The 15,753-nt window shown below is 72.1% G+C and carries 11 protein-coding genes and 2 pseudogenes; 8 read left to right on the top strand and 5 right to left on the bottom strand.

Annotated elements, in window-relative coordinates:
• Window positions 1–435 precede the first annotated feature (435 nt).
• Window positions 436–1,323: pseudogene (locus tag Ade02nite_RS47215) on the bottom strand (DUF5667 domain-containing protein); the annotation flags it as partial.
• Between the two features lie 169 nt (window positions 1,324–1,492).
• The gene (locus Ade02nite_RS47220; RefSeq protein WP_203777990.1) at window positions 1,493–2,458 is read right to left on the bottom strand and encodes an ECF subfamily RNA polymerase sigma factor, BldN family; all 966 of its coding nucleotides are present in this window, start codon (window positions 2,456–2,458) and stop codon (window positions 1,493–1,495) included.
• Between the two features lie 376 nt (window positions 2,459–2,834).
• On the opposite strand from Ade02nite_RS47220, the gene Ade02nite_RS47225 reads away from it, so the two are divergent.
• The 8 genes from Ade02nite_RS47225 (at window position 2,835) to hemB (ending at window position 10,931) form a co-directional block, all read left to right on the top strand.
• Window positions 2,835–4,298: a class I adenylate-forming enzyme family protein gene (locus tag Ade02nite_RS47225; RefSeq protein ID WP_203777991.1), complete on the top strand. Its 1,464-nt coding sequence runs from the start codon at window positions 2,835–2,837 to the stop codon at window positions 4,296–4,298.
• A complete protein-coding gene (locus Ade02nite_RS47230; protein WP_203777992.1) occupies window positions 4,295–4,543 on the top strand; it encodes a glutaredoxin family protein in 249 nt (82 codons plus the stop codon). Before Ade02nite_RS47225 ends, Ade02nite_RS47230 begins: the two co-directional genes overlap by 4 nt.
• A 10-nt stretch (window positions 4,544–4,553) precedes the next feature.
• Window positions 4,554–5,195 carry an HAD family hydrolase gene (locus Ade02nite_RS47235; RefSeq protein WP_203777993.1) on the top strand — a complete coding sequence of 214 codons (642 nt, stop codon included), beginning with the start codon at window positions 4,554–4,556 and terminating at the stop codon, window positions 5,193–5,195.
• A gap of 204 nt (window positions 5,196–5,399) precedes the next feature.
• On the top strand, window positions 5,400–6,146 hold the full coding sequence (locus Ade02nite_RS47240; RefSeq protein ID WP_203777994.1) for a redox-sensing transcriptional repressor Rex: 747 nt from the start codon (window positions 5,400–5,402) through the stop codon (window positions 6,144–6,146).
• Window positions 6,143–7,432, top strand: coding sequence for a glutamyl-tRNA reductase (locus Ade02nite_RS47245; protein ID WP_203777995.1), 1,290 nt, complete (start codon window positions 6,143–6,145; stop codon window positions 7,430–7,432). Before Ade02nite_RS47240 ends, Ade02nite_RS47245 begins: the two co-directional genes overlap by 4 nt.
• Entirely contained in the window at window positions 7,429–8,358 is a 930-nt protein-coding gene (gene hemC, locus Ade02nite_RS47250) for a hydroxymethylbilane synthase (protein ID WP_203777996.1), read from the top strand. The genes Ade02nite_RS47245 and hemC overlap by 4 nt, the downstream gene beginning before the upstream one ends.
• Window positions 8,355–9,941 (top strand): bifunctional uroporphyrinogen-III C-methyltransferase/uroporphyrinogen-III synthase, encoded by a 1,587-nt coding sequence (locus Ade02nite_RS47255; protein ID WP_203777997.1) that lies wholly within the window; start codon window positions 8,355–8,357, stop codon window positions 9,939–9,941. The genes hemC and Ade02nite_RS47255 overlap by 4 nt, the downstream gene beginning before the upstream one ends.
• 9 nt (window positions 9,942–9,950) lie before the next feature.
• On the top strand, window positions 9,951–10,931 hold the full coding sequence (hemB, locus tag Ade02nite_RS47260; protein WP_203777998.1) for a porphobilinogen synthase: 981 nt from the start codon (window positions 9,951–9,953) through the stop codon (window positions 10,929–10,931).
• A 3-nt stretch (window positions 10,932–10,934) separates the two neighbouring features.
• Here the strand turns inward: hemB and Ade02nite_RS47265 are convergent.
• The 3 genes and pseudogenes from Ade02nite_RS47265 to Ade02nite_RS47275 all read right to left on the bottom strand — a co-directional run.
• Window positions 10,935–13,184: pseudogene (locus tag Ade02nite_RS47265) on the bottom strand (endonuclease/exonuclease/phosphatase family protein); the annotation flags it as partial.
• 147 nt (window positions 13,185–13,331) lie between these two features.
• Window positions 13,332–14,351, bottom strand: a complete 1,020-nt coding sequence (locus tag Ade02nite_RS47270; protein WP_239169588.1) for a GNAT family N-acetyltransferase — start codon at window positions 14,349–14,351, stop codon at window positions 13,332–13,334.
• An 88-nt stretch (window positions 14,352–14,439) separates the two neighbouring features.
• A partial coding sequence (locus Ade02nite_RS47275; protein WP_203778001.1) for a lytic transglycosylase domain-containing protein occupies window positions 14,440–15,753 on the bottom strand: 1,314 nt, incomplete at its 5' end.

Here is a 15,753-nt window from a genome sequence, read left to right on the forward strand (position 1 = left end):
TCCCTGCTGGGTCTTGTCCCTGCTGGGTCTTGTCCCTGCTGGGTCTTGTCCCTGCTGGGTCTTGTCCCTGCTGGGTCTTGTCCCTGCTGGGTCTCGCCTCGGCTAGTCGCCGAAGATGTTGTCGAGCAGGCCGCCGAGAACACCCTCCTCGCTGGTGTCCGCGGTGTCGCCCGTGCCGGGGCCCGGGTCGATCAACGGCGTCTCGGACGGCACCGGCGTGCCACCGAGCGGCAGGTCCGGCGTGGTCGTCGGCGTGAGCTGGCCGGTGACCCCGGTGCTGCCGGTCTTGCTGGTCCCGGTCCCGGTGCTGGTGCTGGGCTTCGCGGCCGGATCGCTCTTCTGCGGCGTCGCCTGTGTGCCCTTGGCCGGCTTCGACGTGGCCTTGCCGCTCTGCCCCGGTGCGGGTCGCGAGCTGGTGGCCTGCTGGTCGTCGGCGTCCGTCCGGCAGCCGCGCAGCTTGGGACCGAGCGCGTCGGCGCCGTTCGAGACGACCGTGGAGCACTCCAGGCCGGCTCGCAGGTCCGTCGAGCGCTTGCTCACCGACTCGAGCAGCGTGAGCGAGCTCGCGGCGCGCTCCCGGTTGCCCGGCGACAGCCGGTCGAGCACCGGCGCCAGCGTGCCGCGCTGCCGCTCGACGAACCCGTCGACGGTGGTCAGCGGCTTGCTGTCGCGGTTGGCGACGGCCGACGTGGTGAGCAGCTTGACGCCCTTGCGCGTGTCGGCGTCCATGTCGTCCAGCACGCCGGCGAAGCCCTTGTCGCCGCCCGGCATCGCGGTCGCCTCGGCGAGCCGGTTGCGGGCGAAGTCCAGGGACAGCTGTCCCCGGCTGACGTCCGAGCCGGCCATGGCCAGCTGGGCGCGTTCGGTCGAGCGCTTGACGCCGTAGAGCGCGTCGCCCGGTGATGCGTTCTCGCTTGCGGCGGAGATTCCGGAGACCGCCAGCGCGCCGGCGGCGACGCCGATCACGATCGCGCCGCGCGCCCGGATGCGGCTGCCGTGCCCCAGCAGGCCGGCGCGCAGTCCGGTGCGGGCCGTCGACGGCTGCCCGGATCCGGGCTCCTCGGCGGCGGTGGCGGTGCGGCCGATGCCGTCCCGCTCGGCGGTGGCCACCAGCATCGCTCGCAGGCCGGTGCGGAACTCGGGATCCACCCGGACCCCGGGCCGGGCACCGGAAAGGCTGTTGCCGATGGCGACCAGCTCGGCGAGCTGTTCATCGGCCTGGCCGCGGCTGTGGTGCCGGCGGCCGCCGGTGTTCTCGTCGAGAAGCTCCGCGAAGCGCTCGGCGCTCCGCCGGTCCAGAAAATCGAAACTCACCGCGGGCACCTCCCCTCGCTCGTGACTGAATCGTCGGCGAAGTCGCCGACGGTCGCGACGAAATCGGGGGCCTCGAAGGCCGCCCGGGGTCGCACTCGGACAAACGCGCGACACGCGTCCCCGGTTACGGGGGCGAGCGGCGCCCATCGGGTATTGGAGGTCACGTTTCGCCGATCCGTCACGCCTGGAACCCCTCGGGCAGGAGGCGGGCCAGCGCCCGCACCGCCCGGTATTGCAGGGCCTTGATGGCGCCCTCGTTCTTGCCCATGGTCTGTGCGGTCTCGGCCACCGAGAAGCCCTGGAGGAAGCGCAGCACGATGCACTCCTGCTGCTCCGGGTTGAGCTGCTTGACCGCGGTGAGCAGGGCGACGTTCGTGATGTGGTCGACGACGGCCGACTCGGGGCTGCCCTCGGGGCCGCGGTCCTCGCGGTCGGCGTCCAGGACGTCGCCGGTGGTGACCTCGAGCCGGTAGCGGCCCGACTTGAAGTGGTCGGCGACCAGGTTGCGGGCGATGGTCACCAGCCAGGCGCCGAGGTCGCGGCCCTGCCAGGTGAAGCTGCCGATGCGCTTGAGCGCGCGCAGGAACGTGTCGGACGTGAGGTCCTCGGCGAGCTGCCGGTTGCCGACGCGGAAGTAGACGAACCGGAAGACGGTGTCGACGTACCGGTCGTAGATCAGGCCGAAGGCCTCCGCCTCGCCGGCCTGGGCGCGCTCCACCAGCGCCCAGACCTCGGCGGCCGCGTCGCCCGGATCGGGCCGGGCCGGATACTTCGGCTGCTGCGCGGGCTCGGTCGGCGGGCTCGTGGTGCTCTGCGCGGGCACGACGACGGTCTGCTCGCCCGGCACCGCGGCCTCGGGCAGCTGGCTGCGCTGGCCGGCGGTGGGCTGCTGCGGTGGCATCCCCGGCCGGCCGGGCACGGCGACCCGGCCGCCGCCGGCGACCGGCTTGGTGTTGCCGGTGGGCGACGTCCACTGGCCCGGCGACTCGTTGACGTGGGGGCGGTTGCGCGTCCGCTTCGGGCCGTCGCCGCGGATCGTCTTGGCGAGGTGGGAAGAGTTCAGCATGTTCTCGACAGAGGTGCGGAGGACGGTCAGGCCGTCGTGGAAGGCGAGGTACGGATCCCCGGCGTACGCATGAGTCACTGCGCCTCCTTCACCCGGCGGGCCTGCTTTGACTGCTGATCCGTCCCGCCAGACAGGGATGCGCAGTATGGGCGTGCTTTTTGTGGCACAGCGGCCTCCTCGGGATGAGGGGTGACAACTCATAGCAAAAGGGGTGGGGTGGCCCAAAACATCAGACCGACCTCACCCAGGGCTGTGGAGTCCGTTACACAGACGCGAAGTATCACGGACGCCGGACACACGGAGTCGCACACTGTGTGCGCTGCGCGAAAATAGTACGAAGTGGCGCAGAGGCGACACAAGGAACGTCTGCCACCATGACCGACACGGGTCGGCGCGCGACGGACACCTTGTCCGGCACCCACTTCCGTGGCGCTTTGTGCCAGACTTCAGCGCTGTGGACGAAGCAGCCCGCGACCCGGTCGCCGGAGCCGCCGCGCGCCGGCCGGACGGCCTCGCCCTGGTCACCGCCGACGCCTCGCTGACCTGGTCGGAGGTGCACGCCCGGGTCGACGAGGCCGCGCGGGGCGTCGCCGAGCGGGTGCCACCGGGCGCCCGCGTCGCGATCGTGCTCGGCAACACGATCGAGTTCGTGACGACCTACTTCGGCGTGCTGCGCGCCGGACGGGTCGCCGTGCCGCTCAATCCCGCCTACCCGGCCGACGAGCGCGATTTCGCCGTCGAGGACTCCGGCGCCGCGCTCGTCATCACGCGCGCCGAGGAGTGCCCACGCTCCGCCGTGCGGCGGGAGATGCCCCTGGTGAAGGCCGGGGACCTCGCGGTGCTGCTCTACACGTCGGGGACGAGCGGGCGGCCCAAGGGCGCGATGCTCACGCACGCGGCGCTCGCCGCCAACCACGACCAGCTCGACGCGATCGATCCGGCGGTCGTCGGGCCGGACGACACCGTGCTGCTGGCGGTTCCGCTCTTCCACGCGTACGGGCTCAACACCGGCCTCGGCTCGGTCGCGCACCACGCGGCGACGGGCGTGCTGGTCGAGCGCTTCGACCCGGCCGCCTCGCTCGAGGTGATCGCGACCCGCGGCGTGACAGTGGTGATGGGCGTCCCGGGCATGTTCGCCGCGTGGTCGCAGCAGCCCGGTGCCGACATCGCGATGCGCCCGGTGCGCACGGCCGTCTGCGGCGCTGCCCCGCTGGCCCCGGCGGACGCGGCCCGGTTCAGCGCGGCCACCGGCCGGAGCGTGCTGGTCGGGTACGGGCTGACCGAGACCGCCCCGGTGCTCACCACGACGGCCGTCAGCGATCGCGGCAAGCCCGGCTCGATCGGCCGCCCGCTGCCCGGCGTCTCGCTGCTGCTGCGCTCGGCGGACGGGCAGGTGCTGTGGCGCGACGGCACGCCGTCCCCCGGTGAGGACCTGGCCGAGCTCGATCTGTCGGTCGAGGACTCGGCCGGCACCGACCCGGGCGAGATCGTGGTGCGCGGCGCCAACCTCTTCTCCGGCTATTGGCCGGACGGGCGCGGCGGCCCGGACGCCGACGGGTGGTGGGCCACCGGCGACGTGGCGTACGCGGACGGCGACGGCGACCTGCACCTGGTCGACCGGCTCGACGAGCTGATCCTGGTGCAGGGCTTCAACGTCTATCCGGCCGAGATCGAGCGGGTGCTCGAGACCCACCCGGGAGTGGCCGAGTCGGCGGTGGTCGGCGTGCCCGACGCCGAGAGCGGCGAGCGTCCCCACGCGTACGTGGTGGCCGCGCTCGACCCGCCGCCGACCCCGGCCGAGCTCCAGGTCTTCTGCGCCGGGCAGCTCGCCCGGTTCAAGGTGCCGTCGATCGAGCTGGTGCGTGAGCTTCCCCACTCGGCGACCGGCAAGGTGCGCAAGAGGGAGTTGTCATCGTGAGCCGCGTGACCCTGATCAGCCGGGACGGTTGCCACCTGTGCGAGGTGGCCGAGGCGACGCTCGACCGGATCGTCCCTGGTCAGTGGAGCCGGGTCGACGTCGAGTCGTCGATCGAGCTGGAGCGCGACTACGGCGACCGGGTCCCGGTGGTGCTGCTCGACGGCGCCGAGCACGGCTATTGGAAGGTCGAGGAGGACCGGCTGCTCCGGGATTTGTCGAGGCAGCCGGGGGAGCCGCGCCTGTAGGTTGTTCGCCGTGACGCGCAAGCACCTGGTCTGGGACTGGAACGGCACCCTGCTCGACGATCTCCCGCTGGTGGTCTCCGCCAGCAACCACGCGTTCGCCGCCGTCGGTGGCCGGGTGGTCGACGCGGACGAGCACCGTTCCCGGTTCCGGCGCCCGGTCGCCGAGTTCTACGCCGAGATCCTCGAGCGCGCCGTCTCCCAGGAGGAGTTCGAGGAGCTCGACCGGATCTTCCACGACGCGTACCGGCTGGGCCTGACGAGCATGACGCTGGCCGCGGACGCCGCCGAGGCGCTGCGGTCCTGGCCCGGCACCCAGTCGCTGCTGTCCATGTGGTTCCACAAGGAGCTGGTGCCGGCCGTCGAGTCGTACGGGCTGGCCGGCGTCTTCACCCGTGTCGACGGCCTGCGCACCGAGACCGGCGGCCACCTCAAGGCCGGCCACCTCGCCGAGCACCTGACCGAGCTGGGCCTCGCGGGCGAGGACGTGGTGCTGATCGGCGACTCGCTCGACGACGCGGCTGCGGCCGAGTCGGTCGGCGGCGTTTCGGTCCTCTACACCGGGGGATTCACCGATCCGGCCAGACTGCGCGCCTCGGGACGCCCGGTGGCGGACACTCTGGTCGAGGCCGTCGAGATCGCCCGGACGCTGTAGCGGGTGGCCCCGGCGGTACGGAACGGGCATAATTCAGCTAGCACTCAGTTGGATCTTTGTCCAGCCATCCGATCAAGATCGCGATTTGTGCACGCCTTCACAAGCGCCTACTCTTTGACTTCGAAGAGCCCCGCTAGCACAGCCGGTTCACCCAGGCGTTCGAGGGTTCCCCGCAGGTTCGCAACCTCGTCGGCACGGAGTCAGATGAGTCAGCAGCGTCACGGAAGCACGCCCGGCCACGGCGCCGGAGCCGTCCCGGCCTTCCCGGATCTGCCGGAGGCGACGATCGCCCGTCTGCCCGAATACCTCCGGGCCCTGCACAACCTCGGCGAGACCGGTGCCGACACGGTCTCCAGCGAGGGCCTCGCGGCCGCCGCCGGGGTCAACTCGGCCAAGCTGCGCAAGGACCTCTCCCACCTGGGGTCGTACGGCACGCGCGGCGTCGGCTACGACGTCACCCTGCTGATCGAGCAGATCGAGTACGTTCTCGGCCTCGACCAGCGCCGGGCGGTCTGCCTCGTCGGCCTCGGTAACCTCGGCCACGCGCTGGCCGGCTACGACGGCTTCGCGAGCCGCGGCTTCAAGATCGTCGCGCTCTTCGACGCCGACGAGTCCAAGGTCGGCGAGATCATCCACGGCCTCCCGGTGCGGCACATCTCCGACCTCGGCCGGGTCGCCGTCGAGGAAAAGATCGCCATCGGCGTGATCGCCACCCCCGCCGGCGCCGCCCAGGCGGTCGCCGACGTGCTGGTCGACGCGGGCGTCACCAGCATCCTGAACTTCGCTCCCTGCGTGCTCTCGGTGCCGTCGAACGTCGACGTCCGCAAGGTCGACCTCGCCATCGAGCTGCAGATTCTCTCATTCCACGAACACCGCAAGGCATCGCTGACCGCGTTGCCGGGCGGGCGGTCCGCCACGACGGCGGGCGATCAGGAGGCGGTCGGGTCGTGAATCTCCTCAGCGTCGGTGCCTCGTACCGCACCGCCGATGTCGCCACCCTGGAACGGCTCGCCATCCCCGACGACGCGGTGCCCGGCCTGCTCCAGAAGCTCGTCGCCCAGCCGTACGTCGGCGAGGCGGTCGTCCTCTCCACCTGCAACCGGGTGGAGATCTACGCGGCGGTCAACACCTTCCACGGCGGCCTCGGCGACATCTGCAACGTGCTCTCCGAGGTCTCCGGCATCCCGGCCACCGAGCTCGCCGGCCATCTCTACGTGCACTACGACGAGGCCGCGGTCCAGCACTCGTTCAAGGTCTCGGCCGGCCTCGACTCGATGGTCGTCGGCGAGTCGCAGATCCTCGGCCAGCTGCGCGACGCCTATCACGTGGCCACCGAGTCCGACTCCGCCGGCCGCCTGCTCCACGAGCTGATGCAGCAGGCGCTGCGGGTCGGCAAGCGGGCACACGCCGAGACCGGCATCGACCGGGCCGGGCAGAGCGTCGTCACCGCGGCGCTCGAGGTCGCCGAGAGCCACCTCGGCTCGCTGGAGGGCAAGAAGGCCCTGGTCGTCGGCGCCGGCGCGATGGGAGCGCTCTCGGTCGCCACGCTCACCCGGGCCGGCGTCGGCCCGCTGCGGATCACCAACCGCAGCGCCGCGCGCGCCGACCGGCTCGCCGAGGCGTACGGCGCCACGGCCGTCGCCTTCGACGACCTGGACGCCGCCCTGGCCGAGGCCGAGCTGGTGATCACCGCGACCGCGGCGACCGAGCCGGTGCTCACCCGCGCCCGGCTCCAGGCGGCCGCGCCGCTGGTCGTGCTCGACCTGGCCGTGCCGCGCGACGTCGCCCCGGACGCGTACGACGTGCCGGGCGTCACGATCATCGACATCGACAGCCTCGCCGCGTCCCGGCGCTCGGCGCCCGCGGCGGCCGAGACCGCGGCGGTCGAGCAGATCGTCGCGAGCGAGGTTGATCACTTTCTCGGCTGGCTGCGCGGCGCGGAGATCGCGCCGACCGTGGCCGCGCTGCGCACGCGCGCCGAGGACGTGGTCAGTGCCGAGCTGCGCAAGCTCTGGGGGCGGCGGCCCGATTTCACGGATGAGCAGCGGGGCGACATTTCCCGTACGCTGCACCGGGTTGTTCAGCAGCTGCTGCACTCACCGACCGTGCGCGTGCGCCAGCTGGCCGCCGAGCCCGGCGGTGACCAGTACGCGGCCCTGCTGCGCGAGCTGTTCGACCTGGACGTACCGCACGCCACACAGGCCGATGCGGTGCCTGAGATCGGAGGAAAAGCGTGAGTACCCCGCTGCGCCTCGGCACCCGAGGCAGCGCGCTGGCGCTCGCTCAGTCGCAACAGACCGCGGACGCGCTCACCGCGGCCACCGGTCGCCCGGTCGAGCTTGTGCGAATCGTCACTTCGGGTGACCGCTCCTCGGCCCCCGTGGCCCAGCTCGGTGTCGGCGTCTTCGTGTCCGCGTTGCGCGACGCCCTGCTCGCCCGCGAGATCGACTTTGCCGTCCACTCGTACAAGGACCTGCCCACCGCCGAGCACGCCGGCCTGCACATCGCGGCCGTGCCCCCGCGTGAGGACCCGCGGGACGCGCTCGTCACCAAGGGCAACCGCACGCTCGCGGAGCTCCCGCCGGGCTCGCTGGTCGGCACCGGCGCGGTGCGCCGAATCGCGCAACTGCGGGCTTTGGGCCTAGAGTTGCAGGTCACGCCGATCCGCGGAAACGTCGACAGCCGGATCGCCCGGGTGCACGGACCCGAGGCAGACCTGGACGCCGTCGTTCTCGCGCGGGCCGGCGTGGCGCGTCTCGGCCGCACGGCCGAGATCAGCGAGACGCTCGACCCGATGCTCATGCTGCCCGCCCCCGCACAGGGCGCGCTGGCGGTGGAGTGCCGGGCCGACGACGCAGACCTGGTCGAGCTGCTGGCCGCGCTCGACCACGCACCGTCCCGCGCCGCCGTCGTCGCGGAGCGGGCGATGCTGGCCACGCTCGAGGCCGGGTGTTCCGCCCCGGTCGCGGCACATGCCGAGCTCGCCGAGGGCGAGAGCGGCGACGAGATTTACCTGCGCGGTGCGGTGATCAGCCCGGATGGGGTTCGAGCCATCCGGCTGTCGCGCACCGGAACGCCCGCCGACGCGGCGGAGATCGGCAAGGCGCTCGCCGCCGATCTCCTCGACGCCGGCGCCGATACCCTGATGGGGAGCACAGAATGACCACCCGCACCGCCCGCAAGCCAGCCGGACGCATCGCGTTCGTCGGCGCCGGACCCGGCGACCCCGAGCTGCTGACCCGCCGCGCCCACGCCGCGCTCACCGATGCCGACCAGGTGGTCTACGACCGAGGAGTGCCCGAGTCCCTGCTGTCCGCGATCAAGGCGGAGGCCAAGGCGGACACTCAGTTCAGCCCTGCCGAGGGCGCGCCCGGCGACGTCGCCAAGGTGCTGCTCTCCGCCGCGAAGTCCGGCCTGTCCGCCGTGCACCTGGTGGCGGGCGACCCGTTCGGCCACGAGTCCGTGGTCAAGGAGGTGCAGGCGGTCGCGCGCACCGCGGTGCACTTCGAGGTGGTGCCCGGCCTGGGCCAGGCCGAGGGCGTCGCCACGTACGCCGGTGTCCCGCTGCCCGGCGTCCGCGTCACCGCCGACGTCGGTGACGTCGCCACCCTCGACTTCGACGCGCTCGCCGCGGCCGCCCTCAAGGGCTCGTTCGCCGTGGCGGTCGACGCCGGCGACCTCGCCGCGGTCCGCGACGGCCTGCTCGCGTCCGGCGTCGAGCCGGGCACGCCGGTCGCGGTGACCGGCGACGGCACCGGCGAGACCCAGTACACGACGGCGTCCACGGTCGACAGCTTCGTCGCCGCGGCGCTCGGCTTCACCGGCCGGGTCGTGCTCACGGTCGGCGGCGACGTCGCCGAGCGCGACGCCATGAGCTGGTGGGAGAACCGGCCGCTCTACGGCTGGAAGGTCCTGGTGCCGCGCACCAAGGAGCAGGCCGGCGCGATGAGCGCGCGGCTGCGGGCCTACGGCGCGATCCCCTGCGAGGTGCCGACCATCGCGGTCGAGCCGCCGCGCACCCCGGCGCAGATGGAGCGCGCGGTCAAGGGCCTGGTCGACGGCCGCTACGCCTGGGTCGTCTTCACCTCGGTCAACGCGGTCCGCGCGGTCTGGGAGAAGTTCGACGAGCACGGCCTCGACGCCCGTCATTTCGGCGGCGTCAAGATCGCCTGCATCGGCGAGGCCACCGCCGACGCGGTACGCGCCTTCGGCATCCAGCCCGAGCTCGTGCCCGCCGGCGACCAGTCCAGCGAGGGCCTGCTCGCCGAGTTCTCGCCGCACGACGAGATCCTCGACCCGGTCGGCCGGGTGCTGCTGCCGCGCGCCGACATCGCCACCGAGACGCTGGCCGCCGGCCTGATCGAGCGGGGCTGGGAGGTGGACGACGTGACCGCGTACCGCACGGTGCGTGCCGCGCCGCCGCCGGCCGAGATCCGCGACGCGATCAAGTCGGGTGGCTTCGACGCGGTGCTGTTCACCTCGTCCTCCACCGTTCGCAACCTGGTCGGCATCGCCGGCAAGCCGCACGCCCGCACGGTCGTCGCGGTGATCGGCCCGAAGACCGCCGAGACGGCCACCGAGTTCGGCCTGCGCGTCGACGTCCAGCCGCAGCACGCTTCCGTGCCGGACCTGGTCGAGGCGCTCGCGTCGTACGCGGTGGAGCTGCGCGAGAAGCTGGCCGCCATGCCGGCGAAGCAGCGCCGCGGCTCGAAGGTCCAGGGACCCACAGCCCTTCGGTTCCGCTAAGGACTCCTCATGTCGTACCCCGAAGTCCGTCCCCGCCGCCTGCGCCGCTCGCCCGCCGTGCGGCGCCTCGTCGAGGAGACCCGGCTCTCGCCGGCCGAGCTGGTCCTGCCCCTCTTCCTCAAGGAGGGTCTGACCGAGCCGCGCGAGATCAGTTCGCTGCCGGGCGTCGTGCAGCACTCGCGGGAGTCGCTGCGCAAGGCCGCGCACGAGGCGGTGGCGGCGGGCGTCGGCGGCCTGATGCTGTTCGGCGTGCCCACGAACGAGCACAAGGACGAGACCGGGTCGGCCGGCCTCGACCCCGACGGCATCCTCAACGTCGGCATCCGTGACCTCGTCTCCGAGGTCGGCGACTCGACGGTCGTGATGAGCGACCTGTGCCTCGACGAGTTCACCTCGCACGGGCACTGCGGGGTGCTGGCCGCGGACGGCTCGGTGGACAACGACGCCACGCTGCCGCTCTACGCGTCGATGGCCGTGGCGCAGGCTCAGGCCGGTGCGCACATGGTGGGTCCGTCCGGCATGATGGACGGGCAGATCGGCGTCATCCGGGCCGCCTTGGACAAAGCGGGTTATCAGGACGTCTCGATCCTGGCCTACTCCGCGAAGTACGCGGGCGCCTTCTACGGCCCGTTCCGCGAGGCCGTCGAGTCGACGCTGCAGGGCGACCGCCGGCAGTACCAGCAGGACCCGCCCAACCTGCGCGAGGCGCTGCGCGAGGTCGACCTCGACATCGCCGAGGGCGCGGACATCGTTATGGTGAAGCCGGCCCTGCCGTACCTCGACGTCATCGCGGCGATCCGCGAGCGCGTCACCGTGCCGGTCGCCGCCTACCAGGTCTCCGGCGAATACGCGATGGTCGAGGCGGCCGCCCGCAACGGCTGGATCGACCGCGATCGGGTCATCTTCGAGTCGCTGACCTCCATCAAGCGGGCCGGCGCCCAGATCATGCTCACCTACTGGGCCACCGAGGTCGCCCAGAAGCTCCGCTAGTCGTCAGTCGTCGTTGACGATCGTCCCGGCGCCGCTGCCGTCCACGAGGCGGACGGCGTCGAGGGCGACCGCCTCGAGCGTCAGCGTCTCGTCCGACTCGCGGAGCCGGTCGCCGCGCACCTGCACGGGAAAGTCGACAGTGGTGGCGCCCGCGGTGATCAGGCGGCAGCCGAAGTAGGGGTCGAAGTCGGCGAGCGGCAGCGTCGTCGTGCCCGGCACGGTGGTGGCGCAGACGGTCACCGCCGAGGCGAGCGGCCAGGTCAGCGTGACGGGGAAAATGAGCGTGGCCTTGCCTTCGTTGCCCTCGACGACGCGGGCGTCGCCCACGCTCAGGCCGGCCCGGGACTGGAAACGGGCCACCTGCGGGTCGTGGTCGCTGACGCCGTCCGAGTGGTCGGCGTTCACGTGCGCGGCCCGCATCTCGACCAGGTCGCGGTGCAGCCGCTCGTTGACGAAGAGGTGGTCCAGGGTCTGGGCCTGCCCCTCGAACACGTACGAGTAGGCGGCCTCCGGCGCGTCGGCGGCGAGGTCGTCCCACAGGTTGTGCAGGCCCGTCCCGTACAGCGGGCCGAGCTGATCGCCGGGGTTCGCCGGGACGGGGTCGTCGGGCCGCGGGAAGACGTTCAGGTCCCCGCCGAGGACGACCCGCGCGTACGGGTCGGCCGCCTCGATCGCGTCCGCGATGGCCGCCCCGTACGCGGCCTGCTCGCGGCGCTGGCCGACCCGGGTGTCCGGCCCCGACGAGAAGTGGTTGCTGATCGCCCAGATCGTGCCGCCGCCGCGCACCTCGAAGAGCCCGACCTGCGGCGCCCGGGTGTAGACATCGGTGCCGTCCACACCGGTGGAGACGTCCACGTCGGCGGGGAGCACGGCGTTGAACGTCTTCGGGTTGGACACCTCGGCGTTGCTCGGCAGCGGAGCACCCCGGTAGATCACGTCCAGCGCCGGCTGGGCGGCGGCCAGGGAGACGCGGTCGGTGCGGTAGAGGAAGCCCGAGACGATGCCACGAGCGTCGGCGCCGCTGCGGTCGAAGGCCGCGTCGTACCGCCCGCCCGGGACCCGCAGGGCCAGCTCCTGCAGCGTGTCCGGCTTGCCGTCCGGTGCGTCGCAGCGCAGGGCGTTCCGGTCGACGCGGCAGATGTCCTGGTCCTCGGCCTCCTGCACGAGGATCAGGTCGGGGCGGTGCAGGTCGTCGCGGATCTGGGCGGCGAGCCCGGCGAGGTGGGCGTCGTAGTCGGCCTGGCTCGCGGGCACGTAGTCGAACGGCGGGGCGACGCCGGGGCATCCGGTGTTGCCGGCGAAGTCGCAGCCGTCCGCCGGGTCGTCGCGGAAGTCGTACAGGTTCTCCACATTGAACGTGGCGATCGCCAGCTCGTGGCCGCGGCGGGCTGGCGCGGGCGGATGGTTGCCCGCCGGGTCGGTTCCGCGGGTGTAGGCGACGGCGCCGACCTGGATGCCGTACTTGTTGAAGGCGTAGTAGAGACCCCCGACGGCGTCGGACCTGACGGTGTCGAAGGTGCGCGCCGCGGGCAGCACGACGCCGCTGTCGCCGGCGGCGGCCTTCACGCCCATCGGGCCCAGCATGATCCGGTTGCCGTTGCCGTTGTCCACGGTGCCCGGCAGGTCGTCGAGCGGGTGCGCGTCCCGGAACACCCTCCTCGCGTACGGGTCGGCACGGTCGAGAAGCGGGTCGTCACGGTCGACGAGCCACGTCTCGGCGTCGTCGGTCGACGCGTACGTCTTGGTGTTCGACACGGCGGCGGAACCCTGCCGGACGCGCAGCTGGGCGCCCTCGTGACGTTCCCAGAACAGGTCGGCGGCCCGCGCGTCGGCGGGCGGCACGGCGTCGTCCACCTGCACCTCGGCGGCGACGTCGAGGCCGGTCGCGAGGGTGGCGACCCATTCGGCGCCGGTCAGCTGGGTGAGGTTGAAGTATTCGGCGACGCGGGCGTTGACCACGATCTCGTCGCCGGCCCGGGGCGCGTACCCGCCGATGAGCGTGGTGAACGAGCCCATGAAGACGAAGACGCCGTCGGAGCTGGTGGGGTCGCCGTCGGTGTTGTCGCGGCGGCTCTGCAGGAAGAAGCCGTACTGGTCCTGGCCGGCGGCGGTGTGCGACAGGGTGAGCTGGGTGACGATGCCGCGCACCTGGTACTTGAGGCTGCTGGAGCCGTTACCGGCGGCCGGCGCGTACGGCGAGCGGTGGGCGCGTGGGTTGTCGAGGGTGCCGCCCTGAACGGAGCCGACGGTGAGCGGCTCGTCCCGCACGGCCGCGTCGGCCGGGCCGGGGAAGAACGTGCCGACGGCGATGATCGGTGTGGCGAGGAGCGCCCATATCCGGCGACGTCGCGCACCGTCTCCACAGCGGACCATACGCCGACACTAGAGCAGAGGTAGAGCCTAGTCGATGGGTTCGAGGCTCTGGACGAGTTGTGACACGTCGGCGCCGTACTCGAACCAGTCCCGATCGGGCAGATAGCCCAACTCGGCGTTGACCTTGAGCATGGACTCGTTGTGCTGTGCGTTCCAGGTCTGCACCTCGCGCAGGCCCGGCTCGGCCTTGCGGAGCTCGAAGAGCATGCGGGCCTTGATCGCCCGGTCGATGCCGTAGCCGCGGTGGTCGCGCACGACGATGGTGTCGTACTGGTCGGCGCGCTCCGGATGCTGGGCGGGGACGACGACCTCGGTGAGCCCGGCGACCACGCCGGTGGACTCGTGGATGGCGAGCACGATGTAGGGCTTGAGGCCGCGCTTGTGCAGCGTGGTGAGCGAGTCGCGCAGGCGTTGCGGGTCGGAGGAGCGGGGCGCCAGGTCGAGGTCGTCGTCCTCGTCCTGCGCTTCGAGCTTGGCTTGCGCGTACGCCTCGAGCAGATGGTCGGGCGGGCCGCCCGGGTGGTATTCGACCCGGTAGCCGCCGCCGATGGCCCCGGCCATGGCGTCGAGGGCCGGCCAGTCGACCGCCGAGAGGGTGAGCACGCTGCGCGTCTCGACGTATTCGCGCTCGAAGCCGAGCGACTCGTAGAACGCGATGGCCGGTGTGCCGCCGATGGCCTCGACGCCGATCGTGGAGAAGCCCTCAAGGTAGGCCCGCCGGGCCGCGACCGCGACAAGCTGCCGCCCGAGCCCTCGGCGCCGCAGCCGCGGATGCACCATGATCTCGAGCACGCCGATGTCACCGAGCAGCAGCATGCTGACGTGCGCGAAGATCTCGCTCTCGCCCTCGGGCAACCGATCGTCCTCGGCCACCCAGCTGATCCGCCGCTCACCGGGCATCGTCTCGGCGAGATAGTCACGGACCTGCACGTCCTGCCACGGCGGATCGTCGGGCAGATCGGTGGCCAACACGGCGTTCACCGTCTCCACGAGCGACCGGATCTCCGCCGCCGAGGCGGTCCGGGGATCCCACTCACGCACCCTCACGCGTACAGCTTGCCGGTAAGGAGACATTCTGGGAAGGTCTCGGACCGTAAATGTGTAGGTATCGTCACCGTGTGTGCAATATTGGGCCTCAGCTGCGGCTCCGCTGCCCGTAGTCGTTGGCGGCCTCGAAGACCTTCTGCGCGTACGGCCGCACCGCGTTGTACGAGAAAATCGCGTCCCACCAGGCATCGGGCCGGGTCAGGTCGCGCCCGCCCTGGCAGAGATAGGTGCCCGCGGTCAGTGACGCATCGTCGATGTCGTTGGGGTTGGCCACCCCGTCGTTGTCGGCGTCCACCTTGAACTGGTTCCAGGTCGCCGGAATGAACTGAAGCGGCCCCACAGCCCGGTCGTAGGTCGTGTCCTTGTCGAGCGCGCCCCGGTCGGTGTCCGGAATGAGCTGCCGCCCACCCTTACCGTCGAGAGGCAGCCCGTAGATCTCCGGCGTGACCACCCCGTCGGCGCCGAGAACCGCCCCGTTGGCACTCCCGTGGTCCGACTCGACCTTGGCGATGGCGGCGATGGTGGTCCAGCTGAGGTGGCAGGAAGGCATGGTCTTGGCCAAGACCAGCTCGGTGTACGAGTAGGCCTGAACAGCGACAACCGGAATGCCCACCTTGGTGCCGACCTGCCCCGCCCACGCGGCGAGCGCATCGGCCGGTCGCCCACCCGTCTGCGTCCCGGTCTGCCCACCCGTCTGCGCGCCCGTTTGAGCGGGCGGCGTGGGCACGAGCGTCGCGGTCCCCGGCGCCGTCGTGGGCACCCCCGCGCCGGGCAGCCCCGCACTGGGCAGCCCCGGCACCCCCGCGGGCAAGCTCCCCGGCACCGCGGGCGCACTGCCCGGCACCCCCGCGGACGGAAGCCCTCCACCGCCGGCAGCCTCGATCGGAAACCCTGGCGTGACACTGGGCGAGGGCGCGGCCTTCAAAGCCTCGGGCACGAGATAGGCCCCCGCGGTGCCCGCCGCCCCCAAGAGCACGACGGCAACCAGCGCCGGCAGAATGAGCCGCCCACTGGGCCGCTTGGCCCACTCGGCGGTGCTCCTGCCGACCCGCCCCGCCACCCGAACGGGCGCCGCCCGCCGAAGCCGCCCGGCCCGCTTGGGCGCGGCGTGACTCGTGGGGCCGGCAGCGGTCTTGCCCTCGCCCGCCGGTCCACCAACGGCCGCCGCGCTTCCGGCCGCAGCGCCAGCGGCCGCCGCCGCGTTTCCTGCCGCGGCTTCGGCCTTGGTGTCGTCTTTGCCGGTGGCCTTGTCGGCGTCCGCTGCGGTTTTGGTTGCTGTCTCCTCCGGTGTCGCGGGCTTTCCGTCCGTAGCGGCGTTCCCGCTCTCTTTTGCGTCCCCGCCTGCGGCTGCCTTCTCGCCTGCGGCTGCCTTCTCGCCTGGGGCTGCCTTCTCGCCTGGGGC

This window comes from Paractinoplanes deccanensis, from assembly GCF_016862115.1.
GTDB lineage: Bacteria > Actinomycetota > Actinomycetes > Mycobacteriales > Micromonosporaceae > Actinoplanes > Actinoplanes deccanensis.

Excerpts from the sequence above, each read along its gene's own strand:
- Ade02nite_RS47240 (WP_203777994.1), top strand. The coding sequence starts at position 5,400 with ATGAGTCAGCAGCGTCACGGAAGCACGCCCGGCCACGGCGCCGGAGCC.
- Ade02nite_RS47255 (WP_203777997.1), top strand. The coding sequence starts at position 8,355 with ATGACCACCCGCACCGCCCGCAAGCCAGCCGGACGCATCGCGTTCGTC.
- hemB (WP_203777998.1), top strand. The coding sequence starts at position 9,951 with ATGTCGTACCCCGAAGTCCGTCCCCGCCGCCTGCGCCGCTCGCCCGCC.